Here is a 16,939-nt window from a genome sequence, read left to right on the forward strand (position 1 = left end):
ATAGAAGAAACAGCCAACACTTGCTGCCAACTCTTATCGTAACACAGCAAACTTATCCATTACAAGGAGGCAGCGGAAAGCATGTTGCCGGCAAAACCCTTCACCGCTTGCAAAGCGCGTTCAGCGAGGCGTTCATTCCTCAACTTCTTATCGCGGACACGCTCGGCCAATGGCGGCAGCAATCCGAAGTTCGTATTCATCGGCTGGAAGTTATCCGGCGAAGCAGATGTGATATAGTGCGCCAAGCTGCCGATCGCACTCTCACGCGGTGCTGTGACGGGCTCCAGGCCCCGGGCCAAGCGTGCTGCATTGATCCCGGCGATGAGTCCCGAAGCTGCAGACTCCACATACCCTTCGACGCCCGTCATTTGGCCGGCGAAGAACAAAGTGTCTCGCTGCTTCAACTGATAGGTCGGCTTCAGCAAGCGCGGCGAATTGACAAAGGTATTGCGGTGCATTACGCCGTAGCGGACAAATTCCGCCTGTTCCAGCCCCGGGATCAGCGAGAAGACCCGCTTCTGTTCTCCCCACTTCAGATGGGTCTGAAAACCTACTATATTAAATAGAGTTCCGGCCGCATTGTCCTGCCGCAGCTGAACGACGGCATAGGGCGTCCGTCCCGTACGAGGGTCCACAAGACCCACGGGCTTCAGCGGTCCGAATAAGAGCGTCTGCTTGCCGCGTCTGGCCATGACCTCGATCGGCATGCATCCCTCGAAGAAGATCTCCTTCTCAAACTCCTTAAGCTCGGTTGTTTCAGCGGTGATCAATGCCTCATAGAAGCGGTCGAACTCTTCTTCATTCATCGGGCAATTCAGATAAGCGGCATCTCCCTTATCGTATCGCGATGCCAGGAAGACCTTATCCATGTCGATCGAATCCCGCTCAACGATGGGGGCAGCTGCATCATAGAAGTATAGATAGGACTCGCCGGTCAGCTCGCGCAGTTTCTCCGACAGCGCAGGTGAAGTGAGCGGTCCGGTGGCGACCACAGTGATGCCTTCCGGCAGCTCAGTGATCTCTTCATGACGCACCTCGATGAGCGGATGCTGTTTGAGCGCCTCCGTCACCGCAGAGGAGAACCCCTCGCGGTCGACGGCAAGGGCTCCGCCCGCAGGCACTGCATGTTGGTCCGCACTGCGAATAATCAATGAATCGAGGATGCGCATCTCTTCTTTGAGCACGCCCACCGCATTGGTCAGCGAATTTGAACGCAGCGAGTTGGTGCAGACTAACTCCGCGAATTTGTCCGTATGGTGTGCAGGTGTCATGCGGATGGGTCTCATCTCGTACAAGATGACCGGAACTCCTTGTTTGGCGATCTGCCAGGCCGCTTCGGAACCGGCCAGTCCCGCTCCGATGACCGTTACTTTGATGTTAGACATAATTACCCCCCACTTCCTAAGATGATCGATCGATGATCCGCTGCGGAGATTCGCCTCGCGGTTATTCCGCGGCGGATTCATCGTCAGGATTCGCTTGCTTCTCCTTGTGACCGCAGCTTGGACACAAGATCGTAACCTGACCGCGTGCTCGCTTCTCCACGGTATAGGAACCGCATTCCGGACAAGATTTGGCCAGCGGTTTATCCCAGGAGACGAATTCACAATCCGGGTATCTGTTGCAGCCGTAGAAGATGCGTCCCTTCTTGCTGCGCCGCTCGACGATCTTTCCTTCGCCGCAGCCGGGGCAGTCCACGCCGATTTCCTTGATGATCGGTTTCGTATTCCGGCATTCCGGGAACCCCGAACAAGCCAAGAACTTCCCGAAACGTCCCATCTTATAGACGAGGTGACGGCCGCACTTCTCACAGACTTCATCCGACACTTCATCCTGGATCTCGATCTTGCTCATCTCGGCTTCGGCAACTTTAAGCCTCTTCTCGAAGGTCTGATAGAAGTTGTCGAGCACTTTCACCCAGTCGGCGATCCCTTCTTCGATATGGTCGAGTTCCTCTTCCATCTCAGCCGTGAATTCCACATTGAGGATCTCCGGGAAGAATTCTTCCATCAGTTGATTAACGACTTCACCCAGCTCTGTAGGCACAAATCTCTTATCTTCTAACCGGACATAACCGCGTTTCTGCACCGTTTCCAGCGTCGGTGCATAGGTGCTCGGCCGGCCGATGCCCAGTTCCTCCAGCGTGCGCACGAGCCTCGCCTCGGTATATCGCGGCGGCGGCTGCGTAAAATGCTGCTTCGGTTCGATCTTGCGTGTTTCCACTTCGTCGTCCTTCTTCAGCGGAGGCAGGAATTTCTCCTCATCATGGCTGCCGGTTCCGTCATCGCTGCCCTCCACATAGACTTTCATAAATCCAGGGAACTTGATCTTGGAACCGGCGGCGCGGAAGAGCACATCCCCAGCCGAGAGATCAACGGTCATCGTATCGAGCACCGCCGATGCCATCTGGCTTGCTACGAAGCGGTCCCAGATGAGTTTGTACAGGCGGTATTGGTCCCGGCTTAAGTAGGGCTTCACTTGCTCCGGCGTGCGATGCACCGAAGTAGGACGGATCGCTTCGTGAGCGTCCTGCGCACTGGCATTCTTCTTCGTGTAGACCCGCGGTTTGTCCGGCACATAGGCTTGCCCGTACTTCTGGATGATCCACTCCCGCGCTTCTTCTTGCGCAACAGGAGAGATTCGCGTGGAGTCCGTACGCATGTAAGTGATTAACCCGACGGTTCCCTCCTTGCCGAGATCGACCCCTTCGTACAACTGCTGAGCTACCGACATCGTCTTCGATGCACGGAAGTTCAACTTGCGGGCCGCTTCCTGCTGCAAGGAACTGGTGATGAACGGCGCCGCCGGATTGCGCAGCCGCTCCCGCTCCTTCACATCAGTGACGACGATCCGAGCGCCTTCGATCGCTTTGAGGATCTCCTGAACTTCGTTCTCATTCTTCAATTCGAGTTTCTCGCCGTTTCGCCCATAGAACTTCGCTTCGAATTCCTGACCTTCATGGGCGGCAAGCAAGGTGATCGTCCAGTATTCCTCGGGCACGAATGAACGAATCTCATTCTCCCGATCGATGATCAGCTTCACGGTAACCGATTGGACGCGGCCGGCGGACAGCCCCTTCTTTACTTTCTTCCAGAGCAAGGGACTGATCTGGTAACCGACCAGGCGATCGAGGATCCGCCGCGCTTGCTGCGCGTTCACCAGATCCATATTGATCGGTCTGGGCGACTTGAATGCGTCCTTAACTGCCTGCTTCGTAATCTCATTGAATACGACCCGGCAATGCTCATTCTCGTCCAATTCCAGATAGTGTGCCAAGTGCCAAGCAATCGCCTCGCCTTCGCGATCGGGGTCCGCTGCGAGATAGACTTTTTTGACCTTTTTGCTGGCGTCTTTGAGCTCCTTAAGAATCGCTCCTTTGCCTCGAATGGTGATGTATTTCGGTTTAAATCCTTGTTCAATATCTACGCCGGTTTGGCTCTTCGGTAGATCGCGAATATGACCCATCGATGCTTTAACGATGTAATTCTTGCCAAGATATTTACTGATCGTCTTTGCTTTTGCCGGCGATTCTACGATTACGAGCGAATCTGCCAAAAATGACTCCTCCCCTCCGAGGTCAATATATCGATACATATGTTGATCCTGGAGTTTTTTGAATCTGTTTCTTAATTAGTAAAGATAGCAGAACTGTGTGCAAATGTCCAAACTGGTATTGCGTCAATTCCAAAATTTCATCAATCGATCGTTCCTTCTCGGCGATGATTTCGAGCACCCGCCGCTCGTCCTCCGTAAGCTTCACACGGGCGCTGGGCTTGCGGCTGGAAGGCCTGAGCCGGGATATAATATGCGTATATTTTTCCGCGATTTCAACGCCGCTTGTCACACATTGCGAAGGAAAATTTTTGATCTCCGCCAGAGTTCCTTGGCTCTGCTCCGAAAAGATCGAACCGGGAACAAAGTACACATCGCGGTCTTGTTCAACGGCATACTCAGCTGTGATCAAGGCTCCGCTCTTCATGCCGGCCTCGACGACCAAGGTCCCCAGCGTCAAACCCGAGATGATGCGATTGCGCAGGTGAAAGAGTCCTTTGCTTGCCGGTGTGCCGAGGGGCCACTCGGAGACGAGAACGCCTTCCTGTGCCATGCGGTCGATCAAGAGAGCATTCTCCCTGGGATAGATGATATCCAGTCCCGTTCCCAATACGGCGGCGGAGGGAGCCCCTTCCGCAAGGCTCGTGCGATGGGCCTCCGTATCGATACCGCGTGCCATGCCGCTGACGATGCCCAACCCGGCGGCACACAGCTCGCTCACCAGCCTGCGCGCGGCTCGCTTCCCATAAGGGGTCGCCCGCCTTGTGCCGACGACGGCAATCGACGGGTGCTTGAGTTTCTCGATATCTCCCTTTACATAGAAAACATAAGGTCGCTGATAGATTTCCCTAAGGAGCGGCGGATAAGCTTCATCCCCATCGACGATGACCTGAACTCCCGCCTTCCGGTACCGCTCATATCGCTCTGCGATGAAATCTTCCGTCATTGTTTGTTTGATCGCTCGTGCTTTGTCCTCCGGGATTCCGAACGAGCGTAAGTCCTTGATCGACAGCTGGGATACATCGGGAAACAGTCCTTGGTTGATGTGTTTCTCCATGTGTTTCAAAAAATTCTGCACGGTCACCAGGCCGATGCCCGGGATCTCCTTGAGCCCGAACAGCCAATCTCTGCGATCCATCATCCTGCCTCCATTCTAAGTTATAAAATAAAAAAGCAACCCTCCACATCTCATCAACATGGAAGGTTGCTTACCTTCAATCAAACCATCGATATGATATATAATGTAAGGATTATTTCACTGTAATGCACTTCTCCAAGATGCCATGCTCCTTAAGCGCTTCGACAAGGGTATCGCCGATATCCGCAGGGGTCGGTGCCACACGGATGCCGCAGGCTTCCATAACCCGGATCTTCTCAGCAGCCGTTCCCTTGCCGCCGGAGATAATCGCACCGGCATGGCCCATGCGCTTCCCTGGAGGCGCCGTTTGACCGCCGATGAAACCTACAACGGGCTTCTTCATATTCGCCTTGATCCATTCCGCGGCTTCCTCTTCCGCGGTGCCTCCGATCTCACCGATCATGATGACCGCATAGGTGTCCGGGTCCTCGTTGAACAGCTTCAGGATATCGATGAACTCCATACCCTTCACCGGGTCCCCGCCGATCCCAACTGCCGTGGATTGACCGATGCCGCGGCTCGTCAATTGATGCACAGCTTCATAGGTCAGCGTGCCGGAACGGGAGACGACGCCGACATGACCAGGCGCATGGATATAACCGGGCATGATACCGATCTTCGACTGTCCCGGTGTCGTGATCCCCGGGCAGTTCGGACCGATGAGCTTCGTCTTCTTGCCCTCCATATAGCGCTTAACCTTAACCATATCCAGCACCGGGATGCCCTCGGTGATGCAGACCACGAGGTCCAGCTCCGCATCCACCGCCTCCATGATCGAATCGGCGGCAAAAGCAGGCGGCACATAGATGACCGAAGCGGTTGCCCCCGTTGCTTCCTTGGCTTCGAGCACGGTATTAAAGACGGGCAGGGTCACGGTCTCGCCGTTGTCCAGATGAAAGTCCACCTGCTGTCCGCCTTTGCCCGGGGCGGTGCCGGCGACCATCTGCGCACCGTATTCGAGACAGCTCTTCGTATGGAACATCCCCGTCTTACCGGTCATGTTCTGCGTGATAATCTTCGTATGCTTATCCAGTAGTATACTCATGGTATCGGTCACATCCTCCTATTGATTTACGAGTGAGACGATCTTCTGTGCACCGTCAGCCATTGAATCCGCTGCGACGATATCAAGCCCAGAATCCCGCAGGATCTGCTTGCCGAGGTCAACATTCGTCCCTTCGAGACGAACGACCAGCGGTCTGTCCAAGCCGACCTGCTTCACCGCTTCTACGATGCCGTTGGCGATCGTATCGCAGCGCATGATCCCGCCGAAGATATTGACGAAGATCCCCTTGACATCCTGATCGGAGAGGATGATCTTGAAGGCCTCCGTCACCTTCTCCGTCGTCGCGCCGCCGCCGACATCGAGGAAGTTCGCGGGCTCTCCGCCGTAATATTTGATGATGTCCATCGTCGCCATTGCCAGTCCCGCTCCGTTCACCATGCAGCCGATATTGCCGTCCAATGCAATGTAGCTGAGGTCATGCTTCGAAGCTTCGATCTCCTTCTCATCTTCCTCATCCAAATCGCGCAATTCCAAGATATCCGGATGGCGGTACAATGCGTTGGAATCGAAGTTCAGCTTGGCATCCAGCGCCATCACTTCACCGTCGCCGGTAACGACGAGCGGGTTGATCTCCGCAATGGAACAATCCTTATCGATGAAAGCGTTGTAAAGTCCAAGCATGAAAGCAACCGCCTTGTTAACCAGCTCGTTCGGGATGTTGATTGCATAGGCTAACTTGCGGGCTTGGAACGGCAGCAAACCTACGGCGGGATCGATCACTTCCTTGAAGATCTTCTCCGGTGTCGCCGCTGCTACTTCTTCGATCTCCGTTCCGCCTTCCGCGGAAGCCATCATGACAACCCGTCCCGTGCCGCGATCGACGACTACGCCGAGATAGTATTCTTTCTTTATGTTGCAGCCCTGCTCGATCAGCAGCCGCTTGACAACCTTACCCTCGGGTCCTGTCTGATGCGTGACCAGCACTTTGCCGAGGATCTCGGAGGCATGCGCCCGCACCTCATCCATCGTCTTCGCGACTTTGACGCCGCCTGCTTTGCCCCGTCCGCCGGCATGGATCTGCGCCTTCACAACGACGGGCAATCCGAGTTCTTCGGCAGCCGCTGCTGCTTCTTCCACAGAGAAGGCGACCCTGCCTTCAGGAACTTTGACGCCGTAGCGTTTCAGAATTTCTTTACCCTGATACTCGTGGATATTCATCCATACTCCTCCTGTTCAGTACTCATGAGATAGAGAGACTCGATGCGTCATGCTGTTTGATAGATGCCGGTTTGGTTATGTAAGCGATTAAGCATTGCAGTTGTCTGCTGCGAATGATATTGCTTTTACTGGTATGAATACGAATACATATGGAATGAAATCACAGGCTCCATATATTGTATCACGATTTTTCGAAAGTTTCTTTACATTTTTGTGACAGGTTCGTTGATATTTTGCCATATTCTAAGTTTCGTTTGCGATCTTTCTCTGATTTCTAGGGATTTCAGCCATTTACTAGAGGGATATCCAGAGCACGGTATTGGATCGCCTCGGCCAGATGCGCCGTATCGATCTGTTCGTGATCGTCGAGATCGGCGATTGTCCGGGCGATCTTCAGGATACGGTCATGGGCGCGGATGCTTAAGCCGAGCGCTTCGTAGTATTCTTGCAGCATCTCCCCCGCCTCCTTGGAGATCTTGCAGTATTTGCGCAGTGCCTCTCCTCGCAGATCACCGTTGCAGCGGATGGTCTTCTCTCGATAACGGCTAGCTTGCCGCTGCTCCGCTGCCGCGATCATCTCCCGCATAGCAGCTGAGGTCAGGCTGCGGCCGGCATCGCCGCTTAGTTCGGCATATTCGATATATGGCACTTCCACGTGCAGATCGATGCGATCGAGCAGCGGACCGCTGATGCGGGAGATATACTGTTCTTTCCGATAAGAAGGGCAGGTGCAGGCGCGTTTGCTGCTCGTGCTCCCCGAGAATCCACAGGGACACGGATTCATCGCGGCAACCAGGAGAAATTTCGTTGGGAACGTACAGATCGCTCGGGCTCGACCGATCGTCACGATTCCGTCCTCAATCGGCTGCCGCAGAACCTCCAGGGTCGATCTTGAAAACTCAGGAAGCTCGTCAAGGAACAGCACGCCGTGATGGGACAGGCTCACTTCCCCCGGCTTCGGACTGGCGCTGCCGCCGATCAGTCCGGCCGGAGAGATCGTATGATGGGGGGCGCGGAAAGGACGCTGCCTCATCATTCTGCCATTCGCATGAAGCCTGCCGGTTACGCTGTAGATCTTCATTACTTCCAGGGCTTCCTCTTCGGACATCGGAGGAAGAATCGACGGCAGGCGCCTTGCGATCATCGTCTTCCCCGATCCGGGAGGGCCGATGAGCAGCATATGATGCCTGCCGGCAGCTGCGATCATCGCCGCCCGTTTCGCTTGATGCTGCCCTTGTACATCCCCGTAGTCGATATCGGGTGTTTCTATGGCTTGGGCATCATCCGCCGCTGTGCTTAAGCTGTACTGCAGATGGACGGAGAACAAGCCGTTCCGCTGTGCGCTGTCCTCTCCCCCAAGCGGCTTAGGAAGCGATCCGTCGGCTTCCATCGCACGCAGATGCTCAAGACTGCGAATCGGAACGATCTCGATGCCGCTGATCAACCCTGCTTCTGCTGCATTCTCAGCGGGAAGGATCACGCGCTTGAACCCCGCTTGCTTGGCAGCTGCCGCCATCGGCAGCACACCGGGTACGGGACGGACTTTGCCATCGAGCGAAAGCTCGCCGATGAACATCGTCCGGCTGACATCCGCCTTCACCTCACCGGACGCAAGGAGTACGCCGGCGGCAATGGCAAGATCGAAGGCCGTACCCTCTTTGCGCAGATCCGCCGGTGCTAGATTGATCGTTACGCGTTCCTGGGGGAAGCGATAACCCGTGTTCTTGATCGCTGCGCGGATCCGATCGATGGATTCGCGAACGGCTGAATCGGGCAGTCCGACCAGATGAATCTGCGGCAGGCCGCGGGCGAGATCCGCTTCGATCTCCACGACCACCCCTTCAATGCCGTGAATGCAGCATCCATACACTTGTCCATACATAACAAAGAACACCCTCTCTACTGTTAATCGGCTCACCCGGCTTGAATGTCAGCTGTAACGGGTGTCCGCTCGTATCAGAACAGTTAGAATAGGGTGCTTCCTCTTATTCTACTTATCCATTGATCTATGAGACTTGATCCATATGAGCTGGATTTACCTATGACACTATATTGCTAATACGACATAGATCTGGAATTTCCTTCTTCACGAGATGAATTCTGGGGATGAAATTACGCTATTGGGGCAATACTTTACATGAGGTGATGAAAGGATGGAGAACAAACCGTACTACTGCCCGAACTGCAGGTCCAATCGGGTCAAATTCAATATCATCTCAAGCACTTGCCAGCGAATGATCAAAGATGCAATTACCGGCGAGGTGCTCGCTTTGGAGGAACCGGAAGCACTTCCGCAGGAAGAGGCGACGATCCAATGCTTGGTATGCCAGTTTATGGGCAATGAGATGCGTTTTATCAAACAAGCGGAACGGGAACCTCGAATTCCTCAGCCGCAGCTGCTAAGTTAATGCCCGATGTTGTTATGAGCGTATTCTCGGATGAACCGAGGATACGCTCATATTTTGGTTATATGTATCAAAAAGCTTCCGGAATATGCTCGATCTGAACCCCTCCGTCAGCCAGCATACGAACGGCAATTACATCGAACCTCAGCCGCGTATCCTGCGGATAATGCTTCTCTTTCATATAGAGGAGCGCCAATTGCCGCAGCTTGCACTGTTTGCGCGCGTCGATGGATTCAGCGGCGCTGCCGAATCGGTCGCTGGACCGCGTCCTGACTTCCACGATCACCAGCTGCTCGTCCAATCCCGCCACAACATCGATTTCACCTAAGCGGCAGCGCCAATTGCGGTCGATAAGGCGATAGCCGCGCGACAGCAGATAGCTGCAAGCCGCCTGCTCCCCCTTCTGTCCCAGCCGCCGGCGATAATCACCATACGTCATTCGCTTGACTCCATTCCTTCGCCTTCCGATCCGTTCGATAGACGAAGCTTAATACTTCAGCGACCAATTGATACAACTCCAGGGGGATCTGTTGATTCAGCTCCAGCTTCGACAGCACTTCAACAAGAGAGGCGTCCTCCTGGATCGGTATACCGTGTTCCTTGGCTTTGTCAATGATATTCCTGGCGACCAGACCCTTGCCCTTCGCCACGAGGATGGGAACCTCATGTTCACTCGGTTCATAGCGCAGAGCAACGGCTTGTTCTCGCTTCTGTTCCTTCGAACGACGCTTCCCTCTCATATGCGAAGATCGACTCCTCTATAAGCAGCGCCGGCCGCATATCTTCTTAGCCCCTGGATGTCTTGTTGTTTCACTGCAGATGCCTCCCCGCCGCAGGTCTTACCAGCCGGCGGAGCATCGTATCCGGGCAGCGGATACGCCTGCAGGGTGGACAAGTGATATCCCAGTTCCTCCAATGCCTGCTGGATCTGCTCCTTCCCTTCCTGCATAAGCATCTGCGACAGGGGATGATCATTGTAGATGCGAAGCGATACGATGCGCTCTGTCACCTGCATATCGATCATCATCTCTCCCAAGGCTTCTAGCTCAAGATCGAAGAACAGATGGCAGTTCGCACTGTCCAGCTCGCCGCGTTTGCCGCGGCGCGTCTGGATATGGACCGAAGCCAGATGCTCCCCTTGTTCGTTCATTACCGGCACAAACATGGTCACATAGGTAATCGGCGAATGGCGATCCCCGCTGAGCAGCAGCTGCTGTCCCGTGATCGCCTGCGCGGCCTGTTGGATGGTCTCGCGCAGGGCCGCCGGCAGTTGTTCGATCGTCGAAGCCTGCAGCAGCAAGCTCTTGATCGTCTCCGCAGCGGGAGGCGGCGCCGCACCTGCTGCCTCCTGTGCTGCAGCTGCTTGCTCTGCTGCGGGTGCCGATATTATCGAATCCGCCGTTGGGGGATTCATGATGTTTGCTGCGCGGTCCGGCTGCTGCAGAATGAGGCGCTCCATGAGCCCATATTCATAATCAAGTCCCAGGGTCTGCAACAGCTGACGCAGCAAGGAGCCGTCCAGACGTGCTACTTCGCCGGCAGCGTAGATTCTTCCCGCGGATGCTGTTTGCGCATCAAGAGCCTGTGATGGATTGGACGGCAGTGTACGCAAGGAATCTGCCGAAGCTTTACCGGAGGATGCTCCTGCTCGAGCTGACGCAGAAGCGGGTATCAAATGCGGCGCCGCGCCTGAACCGCTGGGGCCTCCCAGCTGCACCATCTGTGAGCCCCTGCCATTGCCAGCGGTTAAAGAAGAAGCATGGCTCGAAGCATTTCCAATGTTCGGTCGTTTTAGCGGCGGTGTATCGGCGGGAAGGGATGCTGGGGCCGGAACTTGCTGCCCGCTTGCCGCGGATCCCGGCTGGGCCGCTTGTGTTCCCGGCATCTGTGATCCCGGAGAAGCAGTACTTGGCACCGCTGTATTTGCCGCAGCCGTCCGTCCGACCGCAGCCGTCTGCAGGGACTGCATGCCGCCGGCAGTGCCTCCCTGCATCCAGGTCGCGCCGCCTTGACCGCTGAAAGCCGCAGGCATACCGCGGGCTTGAGCGAACCATTGGGCGATGGCATCGGCCAGCCTTGTCAGGATGCCATGTGCCTGTCCAGACAGCGAGAAGACGCCCCCATGTTCGGAAGAGGAAGCGAGCAGTGAAGCAATCTCTGCTGCGATGGAGGACAGCAGCTGCGGCAGCGGTCTGCCATGGATGACCTGCGCGATGCTTAGCACCGCCTCCCGGCTCAGCGGCAGACCGCGCTGCACAGCGATGATGCTGCTCTGCATCCATCCGGCCGCATCGACATGTGCAGGCTGCTGCGACAGGAAGCTGGACAGGAGGCGTGCTTCCTTGGTCTGCAGCTGCACGCCCAGCTGCTGCGCTTGCCGCAAGAGCTCACGATGAAGCGGGGTATCGGGCAGCCCAAGCTGCTGCAGCAAACGGGTGAACAGCTCCTCCCCTGCTCCCTCGTTCATCATCACCGTGCGCAGGACCAACTGTCCATCTGTACTCCCGGCCTGCACTTGCAGCCATGCCGCTTGGCCGGCCTCCAACGGGGTCTCTAGACGCGCCCTTACGTGAACACCGTTCAATGAGATCAGCGCATCTTGACCCTCCAGCAGCTGCAAGACGACGCCGCGCACGACTTGGCCCTCTCTAAGTTCCAGCCTCCGAACATCCTGAGACTGAACCTGAAGATCGCCCAGCAGCCCGCGCATCATATGACCAACGTGCATCCTTCTTCCCTCCCTTCCGTTCTAAGCAGCGATGAACAGCGTCTGGAAAACGTGATTCGACATGCAGAATCGATCTAAGCGATAAGTCCGTGTTATTTTGTTCTTATTAACCTATATCGGTTAAACGTATGTATACTTGAAGAGTTAGAACAGCAGTTGCTGCTGAGCAAGGAGATTCGTGAGGAATGAGCGGCGGTGCAGCGGACAGGGGCCATGGATCAAGATGCTCTCGCGATGCGCTTTGGTCGCATATCCCTTGTGCTTGGCGATCCCGTATTCCGGATACTGCAGATCCCACTCCAGGCAGAGCCGATCCCGGGTCACTTTGGCGACGATCGAAGCCGCAGCGATCGACTGGCTCAGCGCATCACCGTGAATAACCGACAGCTGGCGAATTGGTGAGTCCACTTTCTCCGCATCGATCAAGAGATATTCCGGCTCGACAAGAAGCGCCTCCAGCGCCTTCCGCATCGCCAGCCGAGCCGCCTGCTTGATATTGATTCGATCGATCGTCTGCGCATCCACGCGGCCGATGCCCACGGCCACGGCCTGCTCCATGATCACGTCATAAAGCTCGTCCCGTTTCTTCGCACTCAGCTTCTTCGAATCATCAACGCCCTGAAGCTCCAGATGCTGCGGCAGGATTACCGCCGCGGCGACCACATCCCCTAGAAGACACCCGCGCCCCGCCTCGTCGATGCCGGCGATCCGCGTATACCCCTGTTCCCAAAGCTCTTGTTCATATCGCAACATCACGCGTTCCTGCCTTCCCCATGATCTGTTAATAGAGATCTTTCAAAATTCGGTCCTGTCATTTCATTCTGTTAAGGGTATCTGCCATCTTACAATATCTACTAAGTCTAAACCCGTTAAGGCCTGTCCAAGCTGATCCTGCCAAGTCTGCCGCTGCGCAGATCCCGCAAGATGACCAGAGAGGCCTTCTCCAGGTCGATCGCACCGCCGCTCATCAAACAGCCTCGCCGGCGGCCGATCGCTTCCATCAACTCCACGATCTCATGCGGATTGTCCAGGTCAACTTCCCCGTACTCCACTTGATAACGCTCCCTAAGAGCATCCGGATAGTGCTGCAGCAGCTGTTTGACGGCATAGAAGGCGACATCATCGACGTTAAGGATTTCCTCCTTAATCGCCCCCGTCGCTGCCAAGCGCAGGCCGACCTCCTGGTCTTCGAACTTCGGCCACAGGATGCCGGGGGTATCCAGAAGTTCCATATCGTGTCCCACTTTGATCCATTGCTGTCCCTTCGTTACGCCGGGCCTGTCCCCCGTAGCGGCGGCACTCCTGCCGGCCAGCCGATTGATCAGCGTCGACTTGCCGACATTGGGGATCCCGACGATCAACGCGCGAATCGCCCGCGGGCGCATGCCTTTGCGCCGCTGCGCTTCCAGCCGGTCCTGCAGGATCTCACGGCTGAGCGCGAAGATCTGCTGCACATTCATCCCCGACGAGGCATCGACCGGCAGCGCTTGCAGCCCCTCATCGGCAAAAAAGCGGACCCACTCCTCAGTGATACCTGGATCCGCCAGATCAGCTTTATTCAACAGCACAAGACGTCTCTTTCCAGACAAGATCTCATCGATCATCGGATTGCGGCTGGAGATCGGAATCCTCGCATCCAGAAGCTCGATGACGATATCGATCAGCTTCAGCTTCGCTTCGATCTGCCGCCGGGCCTTCGTCATATGACCCGGAAACCACTGGATCGTCACGGCAGCACCTCCACATCTCCATGGTGTATAAATTGCATGTTTTCATAAGGCCAGATAATCATGTCCGCTCTGCCGACGATACGGCTGTACGGCACCATGCCCACACTCAGGCTTCTGCTGTCGACGCTGTTGGGCCGGTTATCTCCCATCACGAACACATGGCCGGCTGGCACGAGTGTTTCCGGGTAATCAAGATGATTGTAACCGCCGGCGGCTTGATGACTTTGGATCTCTTCCTCGATGTAATATTCCCGCAGCAGAGAGCCGTTTATGTAAACATGATCTCCTTCTACCCGAACCGTCTCCCCAGGCAAGGCAATAACCCGCTTGATATAATAATCGCCGGCTGACGTGCGGAAGACGACCACATCCCCGCGCTTCGGCTTGGCGAACCAATACGCCCATCGATCGACGATCACATATTGGCCGTCAGAGAAGTTCGGCTTCATCGAGTCACCCTTAACCTGTGTCGGCGTGACGACGAACCAGAGCATAAAATGCACGATAACATAAGCCGTCACGGCAGCAAGCAGCCACCGGTAGATCAGATTGGTACGAAAGTCGATCGTATTCACCCCATCTCATCTTATCGCCCATGCAAGAGCTGCATGAGAGCCCGCAATATGATATGACCATAAGATGGAATGAATGTCAATAAGATGTCTCCAAGAAAAAATAATCTCTGTAATGAATGAAAAAGAGGCTTGTTGTGCTCAAGCCTCTGCTTCTGTTCTTATCGTTTTTCTTCGATTCTTGCAGCCTTACCGCGCAGATTACGCAGATAATAAAGTTTCGCGCGGCGAACTTTACCACGGCGAGCCACTTCAATTCTATCGATTCTCGGCGAGTGCAGCGGGAACGTACGCTCAACGCCCACCCCGTACGAGATCTTGCGTACGGTGAAGGTTTCGCTGATGCCGCCGCCGCGACGCTTGATGACCACACCTTCGAACAACTGGATCCGTTCACGGCTGCCTTCACGAACCTTCACGTATACCTTCAAGGTATCACCAGGACGAAAAGCTGGTATATCTTGACGCAGTTGTTCGCGGGTAATCTCTTGTACGATATTCATATGACTCCCTCCTTCCACTAAGGTGTTCTTGCCGCTATGGGAGCCTTATCTCCCAATCATCGCCTGAGCAGAGGACCACCCGACCTGTAACACAACGAGTATAATAATACCACAGCGGCTGTGGAAATACAATCATTTTTCTCGGTTGCGCCGGCGAATGATCCCGGGACTAGGCTTCATCCGATTCTTGCCTGCTGTCAGCGCCCCGTTCTTCCTCCCATTCCCGCAGCCATGCGCGTTCCTGTTCGCTTAACTCCCTGTTCTGAAGCAGATCAGGCCTGCGCTGCCACGTCCGCCGCAAGGACTCACGATGCCGCCACTTAGCAATCTCGCCGTGATGTCCGGATAAGAGGACATCCGGCACCGACCAGCCGCGGAACTCGGCCGGCCGTGTGTAATGCGGATGCTCGAGCAGGCCAGTGCTGAAGGAATCCGTGACTGCAGAGATCTCGTTGCCGAGGACGCCGGGCAAGAGGCGTATGACACTGTCCATGACGACCATCGCCGGCAATTCGCCGCCCGTCAGCACATAATCGCCGATCGAGAGCTCGTCGGTCACCAGATGCTGACGGATGCGCTCATCATACCCTTCATAATGACCGCAGATGAAGATCAGATGCTCCTCCTCCGCCAGCTGCTCAGCGATGCGCTGCGTATACGGGACGCCTTGCGGGCACATGAGGATGATGCGCGGCTTCACCGCTTGCCCTGCGATCAGATCTTCGACCGCCAGGAAGATCGGTTCCGGTTTCAGCACCATGCCTCCTCCGCCCCCGTAAGGGTAATCATCCACCGTCCCATGTTTGTTCGTCGCGTATTCGCGGAAGTTCACAGTATTGACTTGTACGGCGCCTTTTTCAATTGCCTTGCCGATGATGCTCTGGGATAAGAAGCCCGTGAACATCTCCGGAAACAGCGTCAGGACATCGATCCGCACGTCAGATCAAACCTTCCATCAGATGTATCTTCACCCGTTTATTCTGCACATCGACTTCCTTGACCACTTCATCGATATAGGGGATGAGCACGGGCTTGCCCTTCTCCCGCTGCACGACCCAGACATCGTTGGCCCCCGGCGCCAGAATCTCGCTGATCACGCCGAGTACTTCGCCATCCTCTGTGATCACTTCGCAGCCGATGATCTCGTGGTAATAGTACTCGCCCGGCGGCAGCTCGGAGAGATACTTCGAGCTGACCTTCAAGAGGCCCCCTTTGAATCGCTCAACTTCATTGATATCATCGAATTGTTCGAATTTGATCAGATAGGTTTTCTTATGAAGCTTGACCGATTCTACAGTAACAGGGATCCGTGCGTCCAATTTCTCATGTTCGATCACTAATTCGCTGCCTTGACTGAAGCGCTCCTCAGGAAAATCCGTCGTAGGCCAGATCTTAAGATGCCCTCTCAGCCCGTGGGTGTTGACGATTTTGCCGACAGTGTAGAAGGTTTCCTGCATAGCTCTCTCTCCTTATGCGGTGATCGAAAATATAGAAAAAGGGCGAGGAAGGATCCCTGCCCTACGATAGAATATCGACAGCTACCCGTTTCTGCTCTTTCACTGCCGCTGATGTAACGACCGTGCGGATCGCCTTGGCGATCCTCCCCTGTTTGCCTATCACTTTGCCGACATCGCTGGGATGAACCGAGAGTTCATACACGATCAGATGTTCCTTCTGTTTCTCTGTAACGCGGACTTCTTCGGGATGGTCAACCAATCTCTTGGCGATGACACTGACTAATTCTTTCACCATTATATCCCCCGAATCCAAACATTATTTCTGCAGTTTGCTTTCGTGGAACTTCTTCATGATGCCGGCTTTGCTGAACAGGCTGCGAACCGTGTCCGACGGCTTTGCGCCGACCTGCAGCCACTTTAGGGCTTTCTCCTCATCGATCGTCACTGCAGCAGGATCAGTCAGCGGGTTATAAGTACCGATCTCCTCAATAAAGCGACCGTCGCGCGGAGAACGGGAATCCGTTACGACCAAGCGATAGTAAGGTCTCTTGCGAGCACCCATGCGCTTCAGACGAATGCGTGTTGCCATGTTGTCTTCACCTCCTTCTCAGAATCTTGCTGTTATAAGTC

Annotated in this window: 18 protein-coding genes; 1 reads left to right on the plus strand and 17 read right to left on the minus strand. The window is 55.2% G+C overall.

The features are described 5' to 3' along the window. Positions 1 to 59: 59 nt before the first annotated feature. The 6 genes from trmFO to PRECH8_RS05135 form a co-directional block, all read right to left on the minus strand. Entirely contained in the window at positions 60 to 1,385 is a 1,326-nt protein-coding gene (gene trmFO / locus PRECH8_RS05110) for an FADH(2)-oxidizing methylenetetrahydrofolate--tRNA-(uracil(54)-C(5))-methyltransferase TrmFO (protein WP_200966011.1), read from the minus strand. Positions 1,386 to 1,446: 61 nt separating this feature from the next. Further along, positions 1,447 to 3,555, minus strand: coding sequence for a type I DNA topoisomerase (gene topA, locus PRECH8_RS05115; protein ID WP_200966012.1), 2,109 nt, complete (start codon positions 3,553 to 3,555; stop codon positions 1,447 to 1,449). A 22-nt stretch (positions 3,556 to 3,577) separates the two neighbouring features. Continuing rightward, entirely contained in the window at positions 3,578 to 4,690 is a 1,113-nt protein-coding gene (dprA, locus tag PRECH8_RS05120; protein WP_200966013.1) for a DNA-processing protein DprA, read from the minus strand. A 112-nt stretch (positions 4,691 to 4,802) separates the two neighbouring features. Beyond that, on the minus strand, positions 4,803 to 5,735 hold the full coding sequence (gene sucD, locus PRECH8_RS05125) for a succinate--CoA ligase subunit alpha (RefSeq protein WP_200966014.1): 933 nt from the start codon (positions 5,733 to 5,735) through the stop codon (positions 4,803 to 4,805). Positions 5,736 to 5,753: 18 nt separating this feature from the next. After that, positions 5,754 to 6,914 carry an ADP-forming succinate--CoA ligase subunit beta gene (sucC, locus tag PRECH8_RS05130; protein ID WP_200966015.1) on the minus strand — a complete coding sequence of 387 codons (1,161 nt, stop codon included), beginning with the start codon at positions 6,912 to 6,914 and terminating at the stop codon, positions 5,754 to 5,756. A 283-nt stretch (positions 6,915 to 7,197) separates the two neighbouring features. Continuing rightward, positions 7,198 to 8,796, minus strand: coding sequence for a YifB family Mg chelatase-like AAA ATPase (locus PRECH8_RS05135; protein WP_200966016.1), 1,599 nt, complete (start codon positions 8,794 to 8,796; stop codon positions 7,198 to 7,200). Between the two features lie 271 nt (positions 8,797 to 9,067). Here PRECH8_RS05135 and PRECH8_RS05140 point away from each other — a divergent pair, with 271 nt between their 5' ends. Then, positions 9,068 to 9,322 (plus strand): hypothetical protein, encoded by a 255-nt coding sequence (locus tag PRECH8_RS05140; RefSeq protein WP_200966017.1) that lies wholly within the window; start codon positions 9,068 to 9,070, stop codon positions 9,320 to 9,322. Positions 9,323 to 9,389: 67 nt separating this feature from the next. On the opposite strand, the gene PRECH8_RS05145 is transcribed toward PRECH8_RS05140, so the two are convergent. The 11 genes from PRECH8_RS05145 to rpsP all read right to left on the minus strand — a co-directional run bounded on the left by PRECH8_RS05145 (position 9,390) and on the right by rpsP (position 16,898). After that, a complete protein-coding gene (locus PRECH8_RS05145) occupies positions 9,390 to 9,758 on the minus strand; it encodes a YraN family protein (protein WP_200966018.1) in 369 nt (122 codons plus the stop codon). Beyond that, the gene (locus PRECH8_RS05150; RefSeq protein WP_200966019.1) at positions 9,745 to 10,059 is read right to left on the minus strand and encodes an EscU/YscU/HrcU family type III secretion system export apparatus switch protein; all 315 of its coding nucleotides are present in this window, start codon (positions 10,057 to 10,059) and stop codon (positions 9,745 to 9,747) included. Before PRECH8_RS05150 ends, PRECH8_RS05145 begins: the two co-directional genes overlap by 14 nt. Next, positions 10,056 to 12,047 (minus strand): TP0910 N-terminal domain-containing protein, encoded by a 1,992-nt coding sequence (locus PRECH8_RS05155; RefSeq protein WP_200966020.1) that lies wholly within the window; start codon positions 12,045 to 12,047, stop codon positions 10,056 to 10,058. Before PRECH8_RS05155 ends, PRECH8_RS05150 begins: the two co-directional genes overlap by 4 nt. Positions 12,048 to 12,191: 144 nt before the next feature. Continuing rightward, a complete protein-coding gene (gene rnhB, locus PRECH8_RS05160; protein WP_200966021.1) occupies positions 12,192 to 12,800 on the minus strand; it encodes a ribonuclease HII in 609 nt (202 codons plus the stop codon). A 116-nt stretch (positions 12,801 to 12,916) separates the two neighbouring features. Beyond that, the gene (gene ylqF, locus PRECH8_RS05165; protein ID WP_200966022.1) at positions 12,917 to 13,777 is read right to left on the minus strand and encodes a ribosome biogenesis GTPase YlqF; all 861 of its coding nucleotides are present in this window, start codon (positions 13,775 to 13,777) and stop codon (positions 12,917 to 12,919) included. Then, on the minus strand, positions 13,774 to 14,352 hold the full coding sequence (gene lepB / locus PRECH8_RS05170; protein WP_242457443.1) for a signal peptidase I: 579 nt from the start codon (positions 14,350 to 14,352) through the stop codon (positions 13,774 to 13,776). Before lepB ends, ylqF begins: the two co-directional genes overlap by 4 nt. A 158-nt stretch (positions 14,353 to 14,510) precedes the next feature. Then, positions 14,511 to 14,852 (minus strand): 50S ribosomal protein L19, encoded by a 342-nt coding sequence (gene rplS, locus PRECH8_RS05175; protein WP_200966023.1) that lies wholly within the window; start codon positions 14,850 to 14,852, stop codon positions 14,511 to 14,513. Positions 14,853 to 15,021: 169 nt separating this feature from the next. Beyond that, positions 15,022 to 15,789, minus strand: a complete 768-nt coding sequence (gene trmD / locus PRECH8_RS05180) for a tRNA (guanosine(37)-N1)-methyltransferase TrmD (protein WP_200966024.1) — start codon at positions 15,787 to 15,789, stop codon at positions 15,022 to 15,024. 1 nt (position 15,790) lies between these two features. Further along, a complete protein-coding gene (gene rimM / locus PRECH8_RS05185) occupies positions 15,791 to 16,309 on the minus strand; it encodes a ribosome maturation factor RimM (protein WP_200966025.1) in 519 nt (172 codons plus the stop codon). 61 nt (positions 16,310 to 16,370) lie between these two features. After that, positions 16,371 to 16,601, minus strand: a complete 231-nt coding sequence (locus PRECH8_RS05190; RefSeq protein ID WP_200966026.1) for a KH domain-containing protein — start codon at positions 16,599 to 16,601, stop codon at positions 16,371 to 16,373. A 24-nt stretch (positions 16,602 to 16,625) separates the two neighbouring features. Next, on the minus strand, positions 16,626 to 16,898 hold the full coding sequence (gene rpsP, locus PRECH8_RS05195) for a 30S ribosomal protein S16 (protein ID WP_200966027.1): 273 nt from the start codon (positions 16,896 to 16,898) through the stop codon (positions 16,626 to 16,628). Positions 16,899 to 16,939: the final 41 nt, after the last annotated feature.

Origin of the sequence: Insulibacter thermoxylanivorax (genome assembly GCF_015472005.1) — a bacterium.
Lineage (GTDB): Bacteria > Bacillota > Bacilli > Paenibacillales > DA-C8 > Insulibacter > Insulibacter thermoxylanivorax.

Coding starts and splice junctions, on each gene's coding strand:
- trmFO (WP_200966011.1), bottom strand. CDS start 1,385: ATGTCTAACATCAAAGTAACGGTCATCGGAGCGGGACTGGCCGGTTCC.
- dprA (WP_200966013.1), bottom strand. CDS start 4,690: ATGGATCGCAGAGATTGGCTGTTCGGGCTCAAGGAGATCCCGGGCATC.
- sucD (WP_200966014.1), bottom strand. CDS start 5,735: ATGAGTATACTACTGGATAAGCATACGAAGATTATCACGCAGAACATG.
- sucC (WP_200966015.1), bottom strand. CDS start 6,914: ATGAATATCCACGAGTATCAGGGTAAAGAAATTCTGAAACGCTACGGC.
- PRECH8_RS05135 (WP_200966016.1), bottom strand. CDS start 8,796: ATGTATGGACAAGTGTATGGATGCTGCATTCACGGCATTGAAGGGGTG.
- PRECH8_RS05140 (WP_200966017.1), top strand. CDS start 9,068: ATGGAGAACAAACCGTACTACTGCCCGAACTGCAGGTCCAATCGGGTC.
- PRECH8_RS05145 (WP_200966018.1), bottom strand. CDS start 9,758: ATGACGTATGGTGATTATCGCCGGCGGCTGGGACAGAAGGGGGAGCAG.
- PRECH8_RS05150 (WP_200966019.1), bottom strand. CDS start 10,059: ATGAGAGGGAAGCGTCGTTCGAAGGAACAGAAGCGAGAACAAGCCGTT.
- PRECH8_RS05155 (WP_200966020.1), bottom strand. CDS start 12,047: ATGCACGTTGGTCATATGATGCGCGGGCTGCTGGGCGATCTTCAGGTT.
- rnhB (WP_200966021.1), bottom strand. CDS start 12,800: ATGTTGCGATATGAACAAGAGCTTTGGGAACAGGGGTATACGCGGATC.
- rplS (WP_200966023.1), bottom strand. CDS start 14,852: ATGAATATCGTACAAGAGATTACCCGCGAACAACTGCGTCAAGATATA.
- rimM (WP_200966025.1), bottom strand. CDS start 16,309: ATGCAGGAAACCTTCTACACTGTCGGCAAAATCGTCAACACCCACGGG.
- rpsP (WP_200966027.1), bottom strand. CDS start 16,898: ATGGCAACACGCATTCGTCTGAAGCGCATGGGTGCTCGCAAGAGACCT.